Origin of the sequence: Lysobacter sp. cf310, assembly GCF_900114355.1 — a bacterium.
In the GTDB taxonomy this organism is placed as follows: Bacteria; Pseudomonadota; Gammaproteobacteria; order Xanthomonadales; family Xanthomonadaceae; genus Lysobacter.
The window spans coordinates 60,277-77,480 of record NZ_FOSS01000005.1 but is presented as its reverse complement, the minus strand read 5'-3'; the positions used below and the strand labels follow the sequence as shown (position 1 = coordinate 77,480).

At 70.1% G+C, this 17,204-nt stretch carries 14 protein-coding genes; 13 read left to right on the top strand and 1 reads right to left on the bottom strand.

Annotated elements, in window-relative coordinates:
• Positions 1-26 precede the first annotated feature (26 nt).
• From BMZ45_RS17655 to BMZ45_RS17635, 5 genes are all read left to right on the top strand, one after another.
• Entirely contained in the window at positions 27-557 is a 531-nt protein-coding gene (locus BMZ45_RS17655) for a GNAT family N-acetyltransferase (RefSeq protein ID WP_091637852.1), read from the top strand.
• A 121-nt stretch (positions 558-678) separates the two neighbouring features.
• Positions 679-1,341, top strand: coding sequence for a DsbA family oxidoreductase (locus BMZ45_RS17650; protein ID WP_091637851.1), 663 nt, complete (start codon positions 679-681; stop codon positions 1,339-1,341).
• 111 nt (positions 1,342-1,452) lie between these two features.
• Complete coding sequence (locus BMZ45_RS17645; RefSeq protein WP_091637850.1) at positions 1,453-2,460, top strand: methionine ABC transporter ATP-binding protein; 1,008 nt, start codon at positions 1,453-1,455, stop codon at positions 2,458-2,460.
• A complete protein-coding gene (locus BMZ45_RS17640; protein WP_091637849.1) occupies positions 2,457-3,149 on the top strand; it encodes a methionine ABC transporter permease in 693 nt (230 codons plus the stop codon). The genes BMZ45_RS17645 and BMZ45_RS17640 overlap by 4 nt, the downstream gene beginning before the upstream one ends.
• A 34-nt stretch (positions 3,150-3,183) precedes the next feature.
• Positions 3,184-3,975, top strand: coding sequence for a MetQ/NlpA family ABC transporter substrate-binding protein (locus tag BMZ45_RS17635; RefSeq protein WP_091637848.1), 792 nt, complete (start codon positions 3,184-3,186; stop codon positions 3,973-3,975).
• Between the two features lie 3 nt (positions 3,976-3,978).
• Here the strand turns inward: BMZ45_RS17635 and BMZ45_RS17630 are convergent, their stop codons facing one another.
• Positions 3,979-4,338 (bottom strand): helix-turn-helix domain-containing protein, encoded by a 360-nt coding sequence (locus BMZ45_RS17630; protein WP_091637847.1) that lies wholly within the window; start codon positions 4,336-4,338, stop codon positions 3,979-3,981.
• Positions 4,339-4,678: 340 nt separating this feature from the next.
• On the opposite strand from BMZ45_RS17630, the gene BMZ45_RS17625 reads away from it, so the two are divergent.
• From BMZ45_RS17625 to BMZ45_RS17590, 8 genes are all read left to right on the top strand, one after another.
• Positions 4,679-5,635 (top strand): AfsR/SARP family transcriptional regulator, encoded by a 957-nt coding sequence (locus BMZ45_RS17625; protein WP_091637846.1) that lies wholly within the window; start codon positions 4,679-4,681, stop codon positions 5,633-5,635.
• A gap of 360 nt (positions 5,636-5,995) precedes the next feature.
• Positions 5,996-6,334, top strand: coding sequence for a hypothetical protein (locus BMZ45_RS17620; protein ID WP_056180720.1), 339 nt, complete (start codon positions 5,996-5,998; stop codon positions 6,332-6,334).
• 9 nt (positions 6,335-6,343) lie between these two features.
• Positions 6,344-11,419, top strand: a complete 5,076-nt coding sequence (locus BMZ45_RS17615; RefSeq protein WP_091637845.1) for an N-acetylmuramoyl-L-alanine amidase — start codon at positions 6,344-6,346, stop codon at positions 11,417-11,419.
• Between the two features lie 10 nt (positions 11,420-11,429).
• Positions 11,430-12,404, top strand: coding sequence for a hypothetical protein (locus BMZ45_RS17610; RefSeq protein ID WP_091637844.1), 975 nt, complete (start codon positions 11,430-11,432; stop codon positions 12,402-12,404).
• On the top strand, positions 12,404-12,655 hold the full coding sequence (locus tag BMZ45_RS17605) for a hypothetical protein (RefSeq protein ID WP_091637843.1): 252 nt from the start codon (positions 12,404-12,406) through the stop codon (positions 12,653-12,655). Before BMZ45_RS17610 ends, BMZ45_RS17605 begins: the two co-directional genes overlap by 1 nt.
• Entirely contained in the window at positions 12,652-13,449 is a 798-nt protein-coding gene (locus BMZ45_RS17600) for a hypothetical protein (RefSeq protein WP_091637842.1), read from the top strand. The genes BMZ45_RS17605 and BMZ45_RS17600 overlap by 4 nt, the downstream gene beginning before the upstream one ends.
• Complete coding sequence (locus BMZ45_RS17595) at positions 13,446-14,864, top strand: S8 family peptidase (RefSeq protein WP_091637841.1); 1,419 nt, start codon at positions 13,446-13,448, stop codon at positions 14,862-14,864. The genes BMZ45_RS17600 and BMZ45_RS17595 overlap by 4 nt, the downstream gene beginning before the upstream one ends.
• Positions 14,865-15,065: 201 nt before the next feature.
• On the top strand, positions 15,066-17,165 hold the full coding sequence (locus BMZ45_RS17590) for a hypothetical protein (protein WP_091637840.1): 2,100 nt from the start codon (positions 15,066-15,068) through the stop codon (positions 17,163-17,165).
• Positions 17,166-17,204 lie beyond the last annotated feature (39 nt).

Genomic DNA, 17,204 nt, shown 5'->3' with positions numbered 1-17,204 from the left:
GCGCTGCCGCGAACCCGAGCGAACGCATGAGCCACGACCTCCGACTCCGCCCCTGCGTCGCCGGCGACGAAGCCGCGCTGGCCCTGGTCGGCCAAAGCAGTTTCCTGGAAACCTTCGCCGGCATCCTCGGCGGCGGCGACATCGTCCAGCATTGCGCGCGCGCGCATGCCGCGTCGGTGTATCGCGCCTGGTTGGACGATCCGGCCTGCGCGCTGTGGCTGGCCGAGGTCGCGCCCGGCGACGCGCCGGTGGGCTACGCCGTGGTCGCGCCGGCGCAGCTGCCGCTGGACGATCTCGACGCGCGCGATCTGGAACTCAAGCGCATCTATCTGCTCAGCCGTTTCCACGGTGGCGGCTGGGGCAAGCGCTTGCTTGAGGCCGCGGTCGCGCATGCGCGCGCGGCCGGCGCGCCGCGCCTGCTGCTGGGCGTGTACGACGGCAATGCCGCGGCGATCGGTTTCTACGAGCGCTGCGGCTTCCGCACCCTGGGCACGCGCCGGTTCAACGTTGGCGGCCGCGACTACGACGACCGCATCCTGGGCCTGGCGCTGGACTGAAGCGCGCCAAGGCTGGAACGCTACGACCCATTCATGCATGCCTGGCGCGGTTGAAGCGGCGGGCGCGACGCCGCATCTTGTAGCGATCGGGCCGCTACGGCCGCATACGCACGGTGTCGCCATGTCCAAGCCGCTCAAGATCGATTTCGTTTCCGACGTGTCCTGCCCCTGGTGCGCGGTCGGCTTGAAGTCGCTGGAGCAGGCGATCGCGCGCGTCGGCGACGACGTCGCGGTCGAGCTGCATTTCCAGCCCTTCGAGCTCAATCCGCAGATGGGGCCGCAGGGCCAGGACATCGACGAGCATCTGTTCGAGAAATACGGCTCCACGCCGGCCCAGCTCGCCCAGAACCGCGAAGTGCTGCGTCAGCGCGGCGCCGCGCTGGGCTTCGAGTTCAACCTGCGCAACCGCATCTACAACACCTTCGACGCCCACCGGCTGCTGCATTGGGCCGCGCTGGAAGGCGGCGACCACGAGCGCGCGCTCAAGCACGCCCTGCTGCGCGCCTACTTCAGCGAAGGCCGCGACGTGTCCGCGCACGAGGTCCTGGCCGAGGTCGCGGCCTCGGTCGGGCTGGACGCGACGCGTGCGCGCGAGATCCTGGCCTCGCAGGACTACGCCGACGACGTGCGCGCGCAGGAGCGCCACTACCAGAGCCAGGGCATCAGCGCGGTCCCGTCGGTGATCATCAACGACCGCCATCTGATCCAGGGCGGCCAGCCGGTGGAGCTGTTCGAGCGCGCGCTGCGCCAGATCGCGGGCCTGGAGCCGTCGCAGGCGTCGTGATCGCGACCATGCGGCGCTACTGACGAAACGTTCTGAGGTCATGCCGCAGCGTGCGCGACAGCGTCGTCGCCACGCGCTAGGCTTGAGCGCCGCGTTACGAGCTCCGACTCCGTGATCGAATTCCAGCAGGCCAGCAAGTCGTACCGGAGCGCGGGCCAGGACAGCGCGGCCTTGCAGCCGCTGGATCTGCGCATCGAGGCCGGCGAAGTGTTCGGCATCATCGGCCACTCCGGCGCCGGCAAATCCACCCTGCTGCGCCTGATCAACCGTCTCGAGCAGGTCAGCGGCGGGCGTGTGCTGGTCGACGGCGAGGATGTGACCGCGCTGGACGCCGACGGCCTGCGCGCGCTGCGCCGGCGCGTGGGCATGATCTTCCAGCACTTCAACCTGCTCTCGTCCAAGACGGTGGCGGCCAATATCGCGTTTCCGCTGGAGCTGGCCGGCGTCGCCCGCGCGCAGGTAAGCGCGCGCGTGGACGAATTGCTGGCGCGGGTCGGTCTGAACGATCAGGCCCACAAGTATCCGGCGCAGCTGTCGGGTGGGCAGAAGCAGCGCGTGGGCATCGCGCGCGCGCTCGCGACCGGGCCCAAGATCCTGCTGTGCGACGAGGCCACCAGTGCGCTGGATCCGCAGACCACCGCCTCGGTGCTGCAACTGCTGGACGGCATCAATCGCGAGCTCGGCCTGACCATCGTGCTGATCACCCACGAGATGGACGTGATCCGGCGCGTCTGCGACCGCGTCGCCGTGCTCGACGCCGGCGCGCTGGTCGAAAGCGGTCCGGTCGGCGAAGTGTTCCTGCATCCGCGCCATTCGACCACGCGCCGCTTCGTCGCCGAGGCCGAACACCTGGACGAGGGCGAGCTGCATCGCGACATGGCGGCGGTGCCCGGACGCATCCTGCGTCTGAGCTTCTTCGGCGAGAAAACCTACGAGCCCTTGCTGGGCCGGGTCGCGCGCGAATCGGGCGTGGACTACAACATCCTGGCCGGACGCATCGACCGCATCAAGGACACGCCCTACGGGCAACTCACCGTGTCCCTGGTCGGCGGCGACGCCGAACTGGCCCTGGCCGCGTTCGCGCGTGCCGGCGTGCACGTCGAGGAGGTGCGCCGATGAGCACGCTGGCGACCGTCGCGGCCTGGTTCCCGAATCTGGACGCGGCCAAATGGGTCGAGATCGCCCAGGCCGGCGGCGACACCCTGCTGATGCTGGCCGGCGCCTTGCCGCTGACCCTGCTGATCGGCCTGCCGCTGGGCGTGCTGCTGTTCCTGACCGCGCCGCGCCAACTGCATGCGCGGCCCAAGCTCTACGCCGTGCTCTCGCTGCTGGTCAATCTGCTGCGCTCGGTGCCCTTCATCATCCTGATGATCGCGATGATTCCGCTGACCCTGGCGGCGATGGGCACGTCGCTGGGCGTGCGCGGCGCGATCCTGCCGCTGGTGGTCGGCGCCGCGCCGTTCTACGCGCGCCTGGTCGAAACCGCGCTGCGCGAAGTCGAGCGCGGCGTGATCGAGGCCAGCCTGGCGATGGGCGCGACCACGCGCCAGATCGTATGGCGCGTATTGCTGCCCGAGGCGCTGCCGGGCCTGATCGCCGGCGCCACCGTCACCACCATCGCCCTGATCGGCTACACCGCCATGGGCGGCGCGATCGGTTCGGGCGGCCTGGGCGACCTGGCCTACCGCGACGGCTATCTGCGTTCGCACGGCGACGTCGCGCTGATCACCGTGATCGCGCTGCTGATCCTGGTCCAGGCGCTGCAAAGCGTCGGCGACCGTCTGGTCGCGCGCTACAGCCGGCGCTGACGCCGCGCCATCCTCCTCCCACCGGAACCCCACGATGAAGAAACTCGCCCTGTACTCGTTCGCGCTGATCGCATTGGCCGGCTGCTCCGGCGGCGGCCAGACGCCGGCGGACACGCTGACGGTGGCCGCCACGGCGGTGCCGCACGCGGAGATCCTGGAGGTGGTCAAGCCCCTGCTGGCCAAGCGCGGCGTGAAGCTGGAGGTGCGGGTGTTCAACGACTACGTGCAGCCTAACGACCAGGTCGCGCAGAAGCTGATCGACGTGAATTACTTCCAGACCGAGCCCTATCTGGATGCGTACAACCGCAATCGCGGCACCAAGCTGACCACCGTGGTCGGCGTGCACATCGAGCCCTTCGGCGCGTACTCGCGCCGCTACAAGTCGCTGGACGCGCTGCCGGCCGGCGCCGACGTGGCCATCCCCAACGACCCCAGCAACAACAGCCGCGCGCTGATCCTGTTGCACAAGGCCGGGGTGATCAAACTGCGCGATCCCGCCGATCCGCTGGCGACCCTGCGCGACGTGATCGAGAACCCGAAGAAGCTGGCTTTCCGCGAACTGGATTCGGCGATGCTGCCGCGCGTGCTGGATCAGGTCGACCTGGCCCTGATCAACACCAACTACGCGCTGGACGCCGGCCTGGATCCGACCCGCGACGCGCTGACCATCGAGGACCGCAACTCGCCCTACGTGAACTTCCTGGTCGCGCGCCCGGACAACCTCAACGACCCGCGCGTGAAGAAGCTCGCCGACGCGCTGACCAGTCCCGAGGTCAAAGTGTTCATCCAGACCAAGTATCGCGGCGCGGTGCTGCCGGCGTTCTGAATCTCAACGGCCCAGGATCTGCAGGATCTCCAGGGCCATGCGCCGCCGGCTGCCCGACAGCCGGCGGAAATGCGCCAGCGCCTCGCTCTCGTGCTCGTCGCGCGCATAGTCGTCGACCAGCACCGCCGGCGGCAGGTCGGCCCCCTCGCAGCGGCTGGGCCCGCGTCCGGTCGCCAGCCATTCGAAGCTGAGCCCGGTCTCCTGGGCGATCTGGATCAGGTGCTCGACGCTGGGTGTGGTCCCGGCCGGATGCTCCCACTGGGTGACCGCGCTGCGCTTGACGCCGATGCGGCGCGCGAGCTCGGCCTGGGACAGGGTGGTCAAGGCCCTGGCCTTGCGGATTCTCAACGACAAGCCACTCACGCAGTGCTCCTAGTGTCGACGTCCTGGTCGCGCATACCGGTCCTTGGCCCGCTGCGGCTTACCGGCAAGGGATTCTTGCCGCATGTTGTGCGATATCGCTTTCCTGGCGGCGGGTAGGCGATCACGGCTTACGGCTACAGCAAACGGCTAGTGCGGCTGTCCGAGGACACGCGGCGCGCGCACTTTTCAGACGGGACGCGGATATGCGAAACAGGTCACGCGCCGCGGCCCTGGGTCCGCGGCGCTGCCGTCGATGCCGCCGCCACGGCGTCGGGTACGGGGGACGGTCCGGATCCATCCTCGCCGCGCGCGCCGCGCCGGCCCAGCACGGAGCATAGGGATGTTCAGGATCTGCCTGTTCGGCTCGCTGTCGATCGCCAGCGAGGGCGCGCCGACCGAGGCCGTCGCCATCGCCGGCCGCTGCGCCAGCCTGCTGGCCTACCTGGCGCTGGGACGAGGGCGCTATTTCAGCCGCTCGGAACTGCTCGCCAGTTTGTGGCCCGAACGTTCGTCCTCGTCCACCGCGGGTTCGTTCAACACCGCGTTGTGGCGGTTGCGCCGGCTGGTGGAAAAGCCGCCGCTCAAGCACGGCGACCTGATCGTCTGCGACCGTCGCGGCGCGATCGGTCTGAACGGGCCGGCCGCGGTCTGGCTGGACGTGGACGAGTTCGAACGCCTGGTCACGCCCGGGCTGAGCCACGCGCCCGAACGCCTCAGCGACGCCGACATCGAGGGACTGCGGCGCGGCGTGGCCATGTACACCTCCGACATCCTGCTCGACGTCACCGACGACTGGGCCCTGCGCGAACGCGAGAAGCACCGGCGCAGCTATCTCAACGCACTCGGCCGCCTGGTCCAGCTGGCCACGATCCGGCGCGACTACGCCGAAGGCATACGCCACGCCCAGGCCATCCTGGACAACGACGCGCTGCGCGAGGACGTGCACCGCGATCTGATGCAGCTGTTCGTGCTCAGCGGCCAGCGCGCGCAGGCGCTGCGTCAGTTCGAGCATTGCCGCGAGCTGCTGCGGCGCGAGCTCGCGATCCAGCCGATGCGCGAGACCATGACGCTGTACCAGAGCATCGCCCAGAGCGCGATCGGCAACGAGCCGGCCGCCGCGCCGTGGGCGCCGCCGAACGCGAGCGCGTATGCGGTGGCGCTGCCGACCCAGCCCGTGTATCCGAGCATGACGGCGGACGAGGGCATGCGCGCCTACGGGCTGATCGATGCGGCGCGCAGGCACCTGGCGACCGCGGATTCGCAACTGCAGTTGAGTCTGCAGTTTCTCGAGCGGTGAGGGTGAGCGCGCTGCGCCGCAGGGTCTGCGGATACTGACGCGAACCTGTCCCGATCGCGGCTCACGCCGCTCCCACGGAGGAAGGTAGATGCGGGCCGCGGCCTCGTCGCCCCTCGTCTCCGCACTGCTTTCTGTGGGAGCGGCGTGAGCCGCGATCGCCTGCCCGCGCTCCTGCCCACCCAGTACGACCCCTGATCGCGCCGACCCGGCGCGAGCCCCGTCCTGCGCGGCTCTCACCCGCATCACCGCGACATCACACGCCCGCATCAAGGCGTGATCCACCGGTGATCCCCCCGTGATGCGACGGTGACGGCGGCGGTGCAGCCTCGGCCACTAGCGCTTGCATAGGGGCACCTGGCAATGGCACTGCTCGAGGACCGTACCGCCGTCTTCATCGTTCGCGTCTGGTGCGAGCGCGGCGATGCCGAGGCCGCCGTCGCCGAATGGCGCGGTTCGGTCGAGCACGTCCAATCCGGCCAACGCGCCTTCTTTCGCCACCTCGAGTCGGTGGTCGAATTCATGAAGCCGCACCTGGAAGGCATCGGCATCGATGCCCAGCAGCGCTTCTGGGAACGCATTTCCTCGGTCATCAACGACGTCGGCGGCACGCCGATCGAACTGGCGCTGGATGCCCGCGCGCCGGCGATCGACGCGCGCGCCGATGCGGCTTCTTCCATCACTGCAAGCAAGCGCCGATAGGAGTCAGTCATGGCACTCATCCGAGCCAACCGCGAAACGATCGACGATCGCTTCAGCGTGCTGGGATTCACGGTCCGCAGCGAAAATCCGCTGTTCGAGATCGGCCTGGCCACTGACCCGGAGCTGCTCAAGGCCGAAAATCGCGCCCGCCGCACGGCCAGCAACTTCTACTCCAGCCGCGTGCTGGGCAGCGGCGCGCGCCGCGGCGACGCGGTCTATCTGGTGCCGCCCAGCGTGGTCGCGCGCTTCGTCGGCCAGCCGCGGCTGTACTTCGGCCTGGCCACCTACAACGAAGGCGACCGCAGCCGTCCGGTGTCGGTGAAGATTCCCGACGCCGGCAACATGTACGTCAATCTCAGCGGCCTCACCGAGCGCGGCCTGCGCCGCACGGCGCGCCTGGACACCGTCTCCGGCTACGGCGGCGCGGCCAACGGTGGGCTGGCCTGGGGCGGCGACGCGCTCGACAGCGGCGCGGCGCGCGCGAACGGCAACGGTCGCGGCAACGGCGCGGCCGCCGCACCGTCCGCACCGGCGCCCTACAGCGACGGCTACTCCGACGATCTGTGGCAGCAGGGCGCGAGCGCGCCGGCCAGCAACGGCCACGACAGCACCACTGCGGTCGCGGCCGCACCCGCACCGGCCGCGACGCCGGTGCCTACGCCCGACGCGGCGCCCGCGACCGCGCAGTCCTACGGCCGCTACCAACAGCGCTACGACGCGCCCACCCCGCGCACGCCGGTGCCGAATTCGCGCTCGCTGCTGGTCTCGTCCTACTACCGGCCGAGCAACTGGTTCGACGCCCTGACCACCCAGATCGGCTTCTTCGTCAGCAGCGCGATCTGGTTCCTGGGCGTGACCGACACCACCGTGCCGCCGCATTCGGCGATCTGCCAGGTGCGCCGGCCCGACGGCAGCGAGGAGGGCGCCCTGCACGGCAGCGCGTTCTTCATCGGCCCCTGCCTGCTGCTGACCGCGGCCCATGTGGTCGACGGCCAGAGCGAACTCATCATCGTGCCGGGCAAGAACGGCGCCGGCGTGAGCGGCGCCACCGAACCCTTCGGCCGCTTCCACGTAACCGCGGCCGATTGCCGCAAGCATCCGTCCTACAGCGCCGGCAACAGCGACTTCGACATGGCGGTGATCCGGGTGCCGGCCGCCAACGCGGTGCCGACCGACCGCACGTTCGACCTGGTCGAAGAGCTGACCCAGTCGCGTCCCGAGGGCGTGGTGGTGTGCGGCTACTCCGCGCGTTGGTACGCCAACGACGCGATCGAGCAATGGGTCAACGACAACATCGATCCCAACAAGCAGCACATGCACGGCGGCTACATCCGCAGCCTGCCCAGCGAGGAAACCTTCGACTACGACCTGCAGACCCTGGGCGGCGCGAGCGGTTCGCCGGTGTACTGGATCGAGGGCGGCACGTTCCCGCGCGCGCACATGGTCGGCGTGCACGTGGCCGCGCATTCGGCCACCACCAACCTGGGTTGCCGGATCACCGCGGCCAAGCGCCAGTGGATCGCCCAGGAAGCCGCGGGCTTCGGCATCGCGTTCTCGCTCGCGCAGCGCGCCGCGCCGCGTGCGCAGTCCTTGGGCGGCGGCGGCAAGGTCTATGCGCGCGCGCAGGAGATCATCACCCCGTTCTACGATCCCGCCGATCCCTCCACCGCGCTGAGCTGCCAGGCCGACGCCTTCAGTCTGGCGCGCGAGGAATGGTTCGCGGGCGTGCCCAACACCTCGCTGTATCCGCATTCGGCGATCTGCCAGCTGCTGATGACCGCGCCGGACGGCTCCGGCTACCAGGGCACCGGCTTCTACATCGGCCACAACCGCATCCTGACCTGCGCGCACAACCTGCACGGCATGAGCAGCGTGCAGATCATCCCCGGCCGCAATGGCGCCGGCGGTCGGCCCTATGGGCAATGCACGGTGCAGTCCTCGTCCTGGCGCATCGCGCCGCGCTACACCGGCGACGGCGACTGGAACAACGACCTGGCCGTGATCGACAACGTGCCGATCGCGGCGCCGAACGGGCAGTACTTCGAATTCCTGCAGGCCACGCCTTCCGACCGCCTGCCGATCGTGGTCTGCGGTTACTCGGCGGCGTCGCGTGCGGTGCCCGAGCTGGACGCGATCATCGACGGCGACAAGCAGCACCTGCACGGCGGTTACGTGCGCGAGCAGCCCAATCCCGAAACCCTCGACTATCCGATCCTGTCGCTGATGGGCGCCAGTGGTTCGCCGGTCTACACCCTGGTCGACCGCGGCGGGCTCAAGGCCCTGATCTGCGCGGTCCACGTCAGCGGCGAGCCGGCCGCGCAGGGCCTCAACCGCGGCTGCTTCATCACCCCCAGCAAGATCGACTGGATCGAGGGCCGCGCCACCAGCTTCGCCCTGGGCATGCCCGGCGGCCCGCGCGGACGCACGCGCGCGTTCGCGCTGGAGGACGATGCGCAGGACAACAAGGGCATTTCCGAGCCGATTCCGGACGAGACCGTCGCGGCCGAGCAGTCGTACCGGCATGCGCGCGCGTTCGACGCGCCCACCGCCGAGTACCCCGGCGCCAGCCGTTTCGCGCCGGCGTATTCGGGCAACTACCGCGCCATGCGCACGCAGCGTACGGTCGACCGCATCGTGATCCACATCACCGACGGCGGCTCGCGCATCACCGGCACCATCGGCTGGTTCCAGAATCCGGACCAGCGCAACTCGCGCAACGAGCACATCACCGTCAGCGCCCACTACGTGATCGGCCGCGACGGCGAGGTCGTGCAGATGGTGCGCAACAACGACGTGGCCTGGCATGCCAGCAGCGCCAACACCCACGGCATCGGCATCGAGCACGTCGCCAACAAGCGCGGCCTGGACCCGACCGAGGAGCAATACCAGGCCTCGGCGGCGCTGGTCGCCTGGCTGTGCGCGCAGTACAACCTGCCGATCGACCGCGAACACATCGTCGGTCACCAGGAAGCCTCGCCGCGCGACAACCACGACTGCCCGAGCCGGCTGTGGAACTGGGAGCACTACATGGACTGCGTGCGCGCCGCGGCCGCACCGGTCCCCGCGCCCGCCACCACCCAGGGCTTGCGTGGACGCGGCCGCGCGAAGGCGCTCGCGCTGCCCGGGCGTCCCTACGCGACCGCGCAGGAAATCATCACGCCGTTCTACGACCCCTCCAATCCGATGAGCGCGCTGACCTGCCAGGACGACGCCTTCAGCCTGGCGCGCGAGGAATGGTTCGTCGGCGTCGAGGACACCCGCGCATTCCCGCATTCGGCGATCTGCCAACTGCTGATGACCGACAGCGCCGGCAACGGCTGGGGCGGCACCGGCTTCTACATCGGGCCCAACAGCATCCTGACCTGCGCGCACAACCTGCGTAACAAGGTCGACGTGACCGTGATACCGGGCCAGAACGGCGCCGGCGTCAAGCCGTTCGGTCAATGCACGCTGCCCAGCTCGTCGTGGCGGATCGCGCCGCGCTACAGCGGCAGCGGCAACTGGGAGAACGACCTGGCGGTGATCGACAACGTGCCGATCGCGGCGCCGAACGGGCAGTACTTCGAGTTCCTCAACGCCACCCCGTCCGATCGCCTGCCGATCGTGGTCTGCGGCTACTCCGGCGCCTCCGACGCGGTGCCCGAGCTCACCGCTGCGATCGACGGCGACAAGCAGCACCTGCACGGCGGCTACGCGGCCTCGCAGAGCAACGGCGAGGTCATCGAGTATCCGATCCTGACCCTGCACGGCGCCAGCGGCTCGCCGGTCTATCACCTGGATCGCAGCAGCGGCACGCTCAAGGCCCAGGTCTGCGCGGTCCACGTGACCGGGCAGCCGGCCGCGCAGGGCCTCAACCGCGGCTGCTTCATCACCCCGACCAAGATCGACTGGATCGAAGGGCGTGCCACCACCTTCGCGCTGGGCGCGGGCCGGCCGGTGCGCGCGCTGTCCGAAAGCGGCAGCGACTATCCGGTGGTGCTGGTGCCGCAGCCGAACAAGGATGCGTGCTGGGCCGCGTCGATGGCGATGCTGCTGTCGTGGCGCCACAACGCCTCGTACGCGCCCGAGACCTTGGCCAATCAGGTCGGCGGCTCGCTGGCCAGCTCCTATGGCTGGGATCTGCTCAACGCGGTGCGCGACCGCTACGGCTTCGCCGTGATTCCGCACCCGTCCAACGCCAGTCTCTACAACACGCCCACCCAATGGGCGCAGTGGCTGCGCGAGCTAGGCGCGTTGTGGGTGGTGATCGTCGGCGCGCCGCATGCGGTGGTGATCGGCGGCATCAAGGGCAACCTGGAAGACCCGGCCTCGGTGCAGGTCAAGGTGCTCAATCCCTGGGACACGCGCGTCGCTTTCGATGCCGATCCCATCGATTTCCATCCGGCCAACAACGGCTACGAAGACTGGCTGCCGTTCGCCGACTTCGCCGCCGACTTCGGCAACATGGCCGAACCCGACTACGGCAACTGGCGGGTGCTGTATCTGCCGCCGGAAGCGCCGCGCCCCACGGCGCAATCGCTGGGCAGCGGTGGCGGCCTGCGTCTGGCGCGTCCGCCCCTGCCGGTGCGCGCCTTCGACGCCGGCGGCGACGCCAGCGCTTCGGGCGAAACCCGCGAGCCGATCGAACCCAGCCGCGTCGCCGGCACGCGCATGAGCGTGCTGCGCGGCAGCGCCGGCGCCTGCCGCTGGGCCCTGGACCAGCTCGAAGGCCTGAAGTCGCCGGCGGTGCTGTCGCCCAGCGTGAGTTCGGCCGCGGCTTCCGATGTGCGCATCGAGCTCGGCGAATGGCCGGCCATCGAAGGCCAGTCCTCGCCGCTGCCGATCACCGTGGATTTCCGCGCCTCGCAGGGCTCGGTCGGCGAGGTGCGCGTGATCGCGGGCCTGCCGGCCAACCTGGCCTACGGCGTGGAAGCGACCGCGCGCATCGAGGACGCCGCCGATGTCGGCGGCGTGGCGGCCTTGAAGGTGAGCATCGACTACCGGTTCAGCGGACTCGCACAGGGCAGTCCGGCGGCGCGCATCGAACTGCGCCTGCTCGGCGACGGCCGCTACGAGCGCGAGAACCGCTGGGTGACGACGGCCTGAGGATCGCATCGTGTCCGAGCACAACGGCACTCGCGGCAGGATCTTCCCGCCCAGGAACGGGGCGCAAACGCCCGCGCGCTCGCTCGCCGACGCGCCCGCCGCGGGCGCTCCGGCGGCAGCGCCGGCGGCCGCGCCCAAGCCGCAGGCCACCGAGACCATCGCCCGCCGCGCCGGCGCGATGGTCAACGAGATCGACTTCCCGGGTTTCGTCGCCCAGCTCGTGCACGGCACCTTCGACGCCATCGTCGACGCCTCGATCCGGCAGATGGAGAGCTACTCCAGCCTGGTCGCGGCGGTGGCCAAGACCCTGGACCAGTTCACCGAAGAGAACGTCAGCCCGAATCAGGCGCGCGACTGGCTGGCCACCCGTTATCCCGGCGAAGTGCAACTGCTGCTGCCCGACGGCGGCGAACGCACCGAGGCCCAGCTGGCGCCGCGCGCCGAGGGCCTGATGCCGGCGTGGCTGAGCGAGTACGGCGTCGACGGCGAGGAACTGAGCACCGAGGTGCTGGAACAGCGCGTGCTGCCGCAGGTCCGGCTCAAGGTCGGCGGCGAACGCCAGCAATTGCTCGCGACCATGGTCATGCTGGGCATGAACCGGGTCGTGGTGCGCGACGGCAGCATCACCAGCAAGGTGATGTTCCGCGCCGCCGCCCAGGACTCGGCCAAGGTCGGGTACGCGGTCGGCGCCGATCCGCAGTCGGTCAACAACTGGGGCGAGCGCGGCGCGCTCAGCTACAGCGGCCAGAGCTCGACCATGGTGTCGACGGTCGCGGTCAACGCCCAGAACGAATCCAACGTCCGCGCCGACCTGTTCGGCGAGGTCAAACTCAACTTCGTCAGCGAGACCCTGCCGCTGGAGCGCTTGGCCGATGCGGCCAAGATCGCGCTGGTGCAGCGCCACTCGCCGGCGATGCGCGCGGCCGCGCCCGCCGCCGCACCCGCGATCGCCGCGCCCGCGCCGACGCCGGAAGGAGGCGCGTGATGCTGCGCGAACTCTCGCAACTGCTGGACGAGCTGCATGACGGCCTGATCGCGGCCGAGGCGCGCGGCCTGCCGGTGGAAGTGCAGCTGGCCCACGTCGAGATGACCCTGCCGCTGGAGCTGCGACCGATCCTGCGCGACGGCGGCTGCGTGCTACTGGCCGACCTGCCGCGCAGCCGCGAGATCAACGCCTGGAACGCGATGCCCTCGCGCCTGACCTTGAGCTGGAGTTCCGACGGAGGCCGGCCATGAGCGCGCAGATGCCGGCCCTGCTGCGCGACAGCGGCGTGCCTTTCGATCTGTTCATCCAGGCCCTGACCGAGCAATTGGACAAGGCCCAGGCCGCGATGGCGATCAAGGCCCGGGTCGGCAAGCTGCCGCTGACCTTCGCGGTCAAGGAAGTGTCGATGGACCTGCGCGCCTTCGTGCAGATGATCGACGACGACGTCTACCTGCGCCCGGCCGGCCCCGGCGAGTCCGAGGCCAGCACGATCAAACTGGCGCTGACCACGATCACCAAGCCGATGATCGAGGAGAACGCGGTCGACTTCAAAGCCGAGGATCCGAAGTTCAACCTGCGCGAGGCGCTGGGCGATTCGATCAGCGAAGACGACCAGCGCCGGCTCGAGCGCATCGGCGTGCGCACCATCACCCAGCTCAACGAACTCAAGCAAAGCGCCGGCACCGACGTGATCGCGCGCCTGTCGCGGATGCCGGTCAACCGCCTGCAGCAGGCCTTGATGAACGCGGCCGCGCCGCGCGTGACCCGGGTCGAGCGCGGCGACGAGCGCGACGCGCGCGCCTCCCAGCGCGTGCACGTGAGCGCGCCGGCCCTGCGCGCCGGGCGCCTGCCGCTGGTGCGCGCCGCCGGCGCGGCGGTGCCGGTGATCGAGAGCGACGAGGGCCGGCTGGTGCTGGCGCCGCTGGCCAGCCAGCTCGGCTGCGACGCCGAGCTGGATTTCGGCGACGGCGAAGTCGCGCACGTGCGCCTCAGCGAGGGCCACACCGGCCGCTGGAGCGACGACGCGCCCGGAGGCCGGCCATGAACGCCGCCTATGCCTCGCGCGTGCCCGGCCGCCTGCTGGTCACCCTGCGCCTGGGCGAAGTGCCCGAGCACCTGCCCGGCCTGCGCGCCTGCACTCAATACGGCACGCCGATCGCCGAGCACATCGACGGCGGCGTGATCGATCGCCTGCTGCGCCATCACGCCGGCGCGTTCCGCGCCGCGCGCCTGCACAGCGCGCGTACGCCGCGCAGCGCGCGCGCGGTGAGCGGCGCGCGCCGTTTCGACGAGATCGAACAGCTCAGCGGCGTGGCCCGCGTGCTGCGCATCGAGCTGCGCGATCCCAGCGGCGCCTACAAGCTGTTGCAGGCGCTGGCGGAGCTGCCGATGGTCGAGCGCGTCGGCGCCGATCACCTGTGCAGCGCACCGTTCGCCACGCCCGCTGCCGCACGCACGGCCGAACGCGCCTGGGCGCGCGAGCTGATCCGCCTGCCGCAGGCGCTGGCCTACGAGCCCGGCGATCCGGCCACCGTGATCGGCCTGGCCGACACCGGCGTCGCGGTCCAGCACGAAGAGCTGTCGACGCGGCTGCGCGCCGGCTTCGACAGCGTCGATCTGGATCCGGCCACGGTCGGCGGCCTGACTCTGGTCGGCGACTACCGCCAGCGCGGCGAACGCCCGCAGGACGAGGTCGGCCACGGCACCGGCTGCGCCGGGATCCTGGTCGCGCGCGGCCGCGACATCCCGCCCGGCGGCGCCGGCGCCTGCGGCCTGACCCCGGTGCGGGTGCTGGGCGCGGCGGTGGGCGCGGACGATCGCCGTTTCGGCGTCGGCGCCCTGGACAACATCGATGCCGGCATGAAACGCCTGATCGATCTGGGCGTGAAGGTCATCAACATGAGTTTCGGCACGCCCGAATCGTCGCTGGGTGCGGACGCGCCCAAGCCGCACGAGGAGATCGTGCGCTACGCGCTCGCGCGCGGCGTGATCCTGGTCGCGGCCAGCGGCAATTCCGGCCTCACCGAGAAGTACTACCCGGCCGCGCACGAAGGCGTGATCGCGGTCGGCGCGATCGACAGCCAGCGCCGCCCGGCCAGCTTCAGCACGCGCGGCGAGCACGTGGCGATCTGCGCGCCCGGGCGCGACATCCTCACCTGCGGCCTGGAGGGATACCAGACCGCCAGCGGCACCAGCTTCGCTTCGCCCTTCGTGGCCGCGATCTGCGGATTGCTGGCCTCGCGCTCGCAGCGCCGCGCCTGGCCGCTGGACAGCGTCGAGGCGCGCGAGGTCCTGATCGAGAGCGCGCGCCCGTTCGCAAGCGCCGGCGTCGAAGGCTGCGGCCACGGCGTGGTCGACGCGATGGCCGCGCTGCAGGCGCTGGACGCGCGCATCGACCGCGCGATCCGCGACGAAGGCGACGAACCGGTCGAACCGCCAGCTGCGCTGGCCGCGGCCTGAACCCCTACCACGCAACCGATGCAACCGTCACACACACGCACCACGCAACGCTGCCGAGGAGAGCCCCATGGCGAGCAAACGACACAACAGCAAGTCCCGCAGGCACGCGGGCGCCGCGGCAGACCAGCGTAACGCCGTGCGCCACGCCCGCTCCACCCCGTCCTGCTCCTCCCAATCCGTTACCAACGCGAGAGAACCGTCATGAAACGTATCCTGCTGGTTGACCTGGGCGAGCGCGAGCTGAAGAAGCGCCAGGAGCTGCGTGCCCGCCAGCAAGTGCTGGAGACCATCCAGAAGACCGCCGACACCAGCGGCGGATTGAGCAGCCGCCAGCTCGAGGAGCTGGCGCAGATCAAGAAGCAGCTCGGCAGCGATGTGGTCATCGACCGCTTCTACCAGGTGGTCGCCGCGACCCATCAGCAGGAGTCCTGGGAAGAGCTGGAGCGCAAGAAGCAGTTCGTGCACAAGTACGGCCTGCTCGGCTCGCAGCGCATGACCGGCAACCTGATCGAGCCGCTGGACAAGTACGAGCGCGAGATCGCCTCGATCTGCGGCCTGCTCCAGGTCGACGGTTACACCGACGCGGCGCGTCCGGATTTCGTCCAGCGCATCAGCACCGCCCAGGGCGAGTACCGCAAGAACCGCGCCCTGTTCGACGCCGCCTATGCCCAGCTCGGGCAGCGCTACACCGTGGTGCTCAAGTCGCAGATCGAATCGGGATTGATCGACCCGGCCATCGTCGGCTGCATCGATCCCAACGAAGATCCGCGCACGCGCTACGACGCCCTCGACGGCTCCGCCGCCAAGCGCAACGCGGTCGCCGCGGCCCAGGCCGCGCTGGCGCGCTCGCGCGAGGCCGATCAGGCCGCCGCGAGCGCGCGCGAGAGCGCGCGTGCCGCCGCCAAGACCGCCAAGGACAAGCAGGCGGAACTCGAGGCGCTGGGCGACGAGAAGCCGAGCAAGGCCGAACTGGCCGCCGCGCGCCGCGCCGTCGCCAGCGCCAACAAGGCCGCCGAAGCCGCGACCGCGCAAGCGCGCCGCGCCGCCGACGCCGCGGCCGCCGCGCGCGCCGCCGCCGAGGAAGCGCAGGAGGAGGCCAGCGATGCCGCGGTCGCCGAGGACATGCGCGACACCGGCGACGCCTTCGTGCCCGCCGCCAGCGACAACGTCTGCGCGCTCAGCGGGCGCAACGTCGCCGCGGTGGTGCGCCGCCTGGCCACCGACGGCGTCAGCGCCAACGACGCCTGGCTGGCCAGTCGGATCCAGAACGTCTACGACATGCAGACCGGCGTGGTCTCCGGCGCGCCTCCGTCGGCCATGGAAATCATGCTGCCGGACCTGGAAGCGGCCACCGACGTCGAGATCATCCGCGAGAACCTGCATGCGGTGCAGGCGATCTACTTCGCCTACATGCTGGAAGAGATGCGCATGCCGCAGGTGGTCGAACGCATCGTCGAGCTGTTCCGCGCCGGGCTGCTGCCGCTGGGCCGCGGCAAGGCCGGCGACTACCTGTTCAATTACTACAAGAAGGCCGGCGAGCGCATCACCGAAGGCGAGCGCCGCGATCTGTACATGCGCGTGTTCGGCGCCCCGGGCGGCGACCCCAACGCCAACCAGCCCAACCGCGACTTCAACGAGCTGTGGATGCGCTTCGTCTCGGCGGTGTCCTCGTTCGGCCGTCAGGTCAGCGTGGACCGCCTCCTGCGCAGCAACATCCCGGTGGCGGTGTCGCAGGAGCAGGTGCGCAAGGCCGGCTACGACCTGGGCGCGAATCTGTCGCTCAACGGTTACGGCATCGCCTATTTCGCCGCGACCGAACTGCAGCAGATGATCCTGGAATTCCGCGATCAGCTCAGCGATCCGGAAATCCGCGGCGCGTTCGGCGCGCGCGACATGTGGCAGGTGATCGATCAGGTCAACGCCAACTACCTGGGCGGCACCCGCAACACCCACCGCTACCGCACCCAGGCCCGCGCCGGCGCGGTCATCATCCGCTGGCTGGCCAACAACCATCAGCGCCTGAGCAGCCGTTTCGGCGAGGTGATCTCGCTGGCCGCGCTGACCAACCCGCAACTGCGCGGCAGCGACCAGCCCACGGTCGACCCCAACGACTGGGACCTGCTGCAGGCCTGCGAGCAGTGGCTGGCGGTGGGCGGCGTGCAGGACGACAGCGTCGAGCACTACTCGCAGTCGACCGAGTCGCCGGTCATCACCAGCAAGCCGATCGAGATGCCCGCGTTCGCGCGCGAAGCGATCGAATCGCTGACCGGCGGCCTCAACGGCTCGATGCCGTTGATGTGATCGCGTCCCCAGCCGCCTGAAGCCCCTACGGGAGTACCG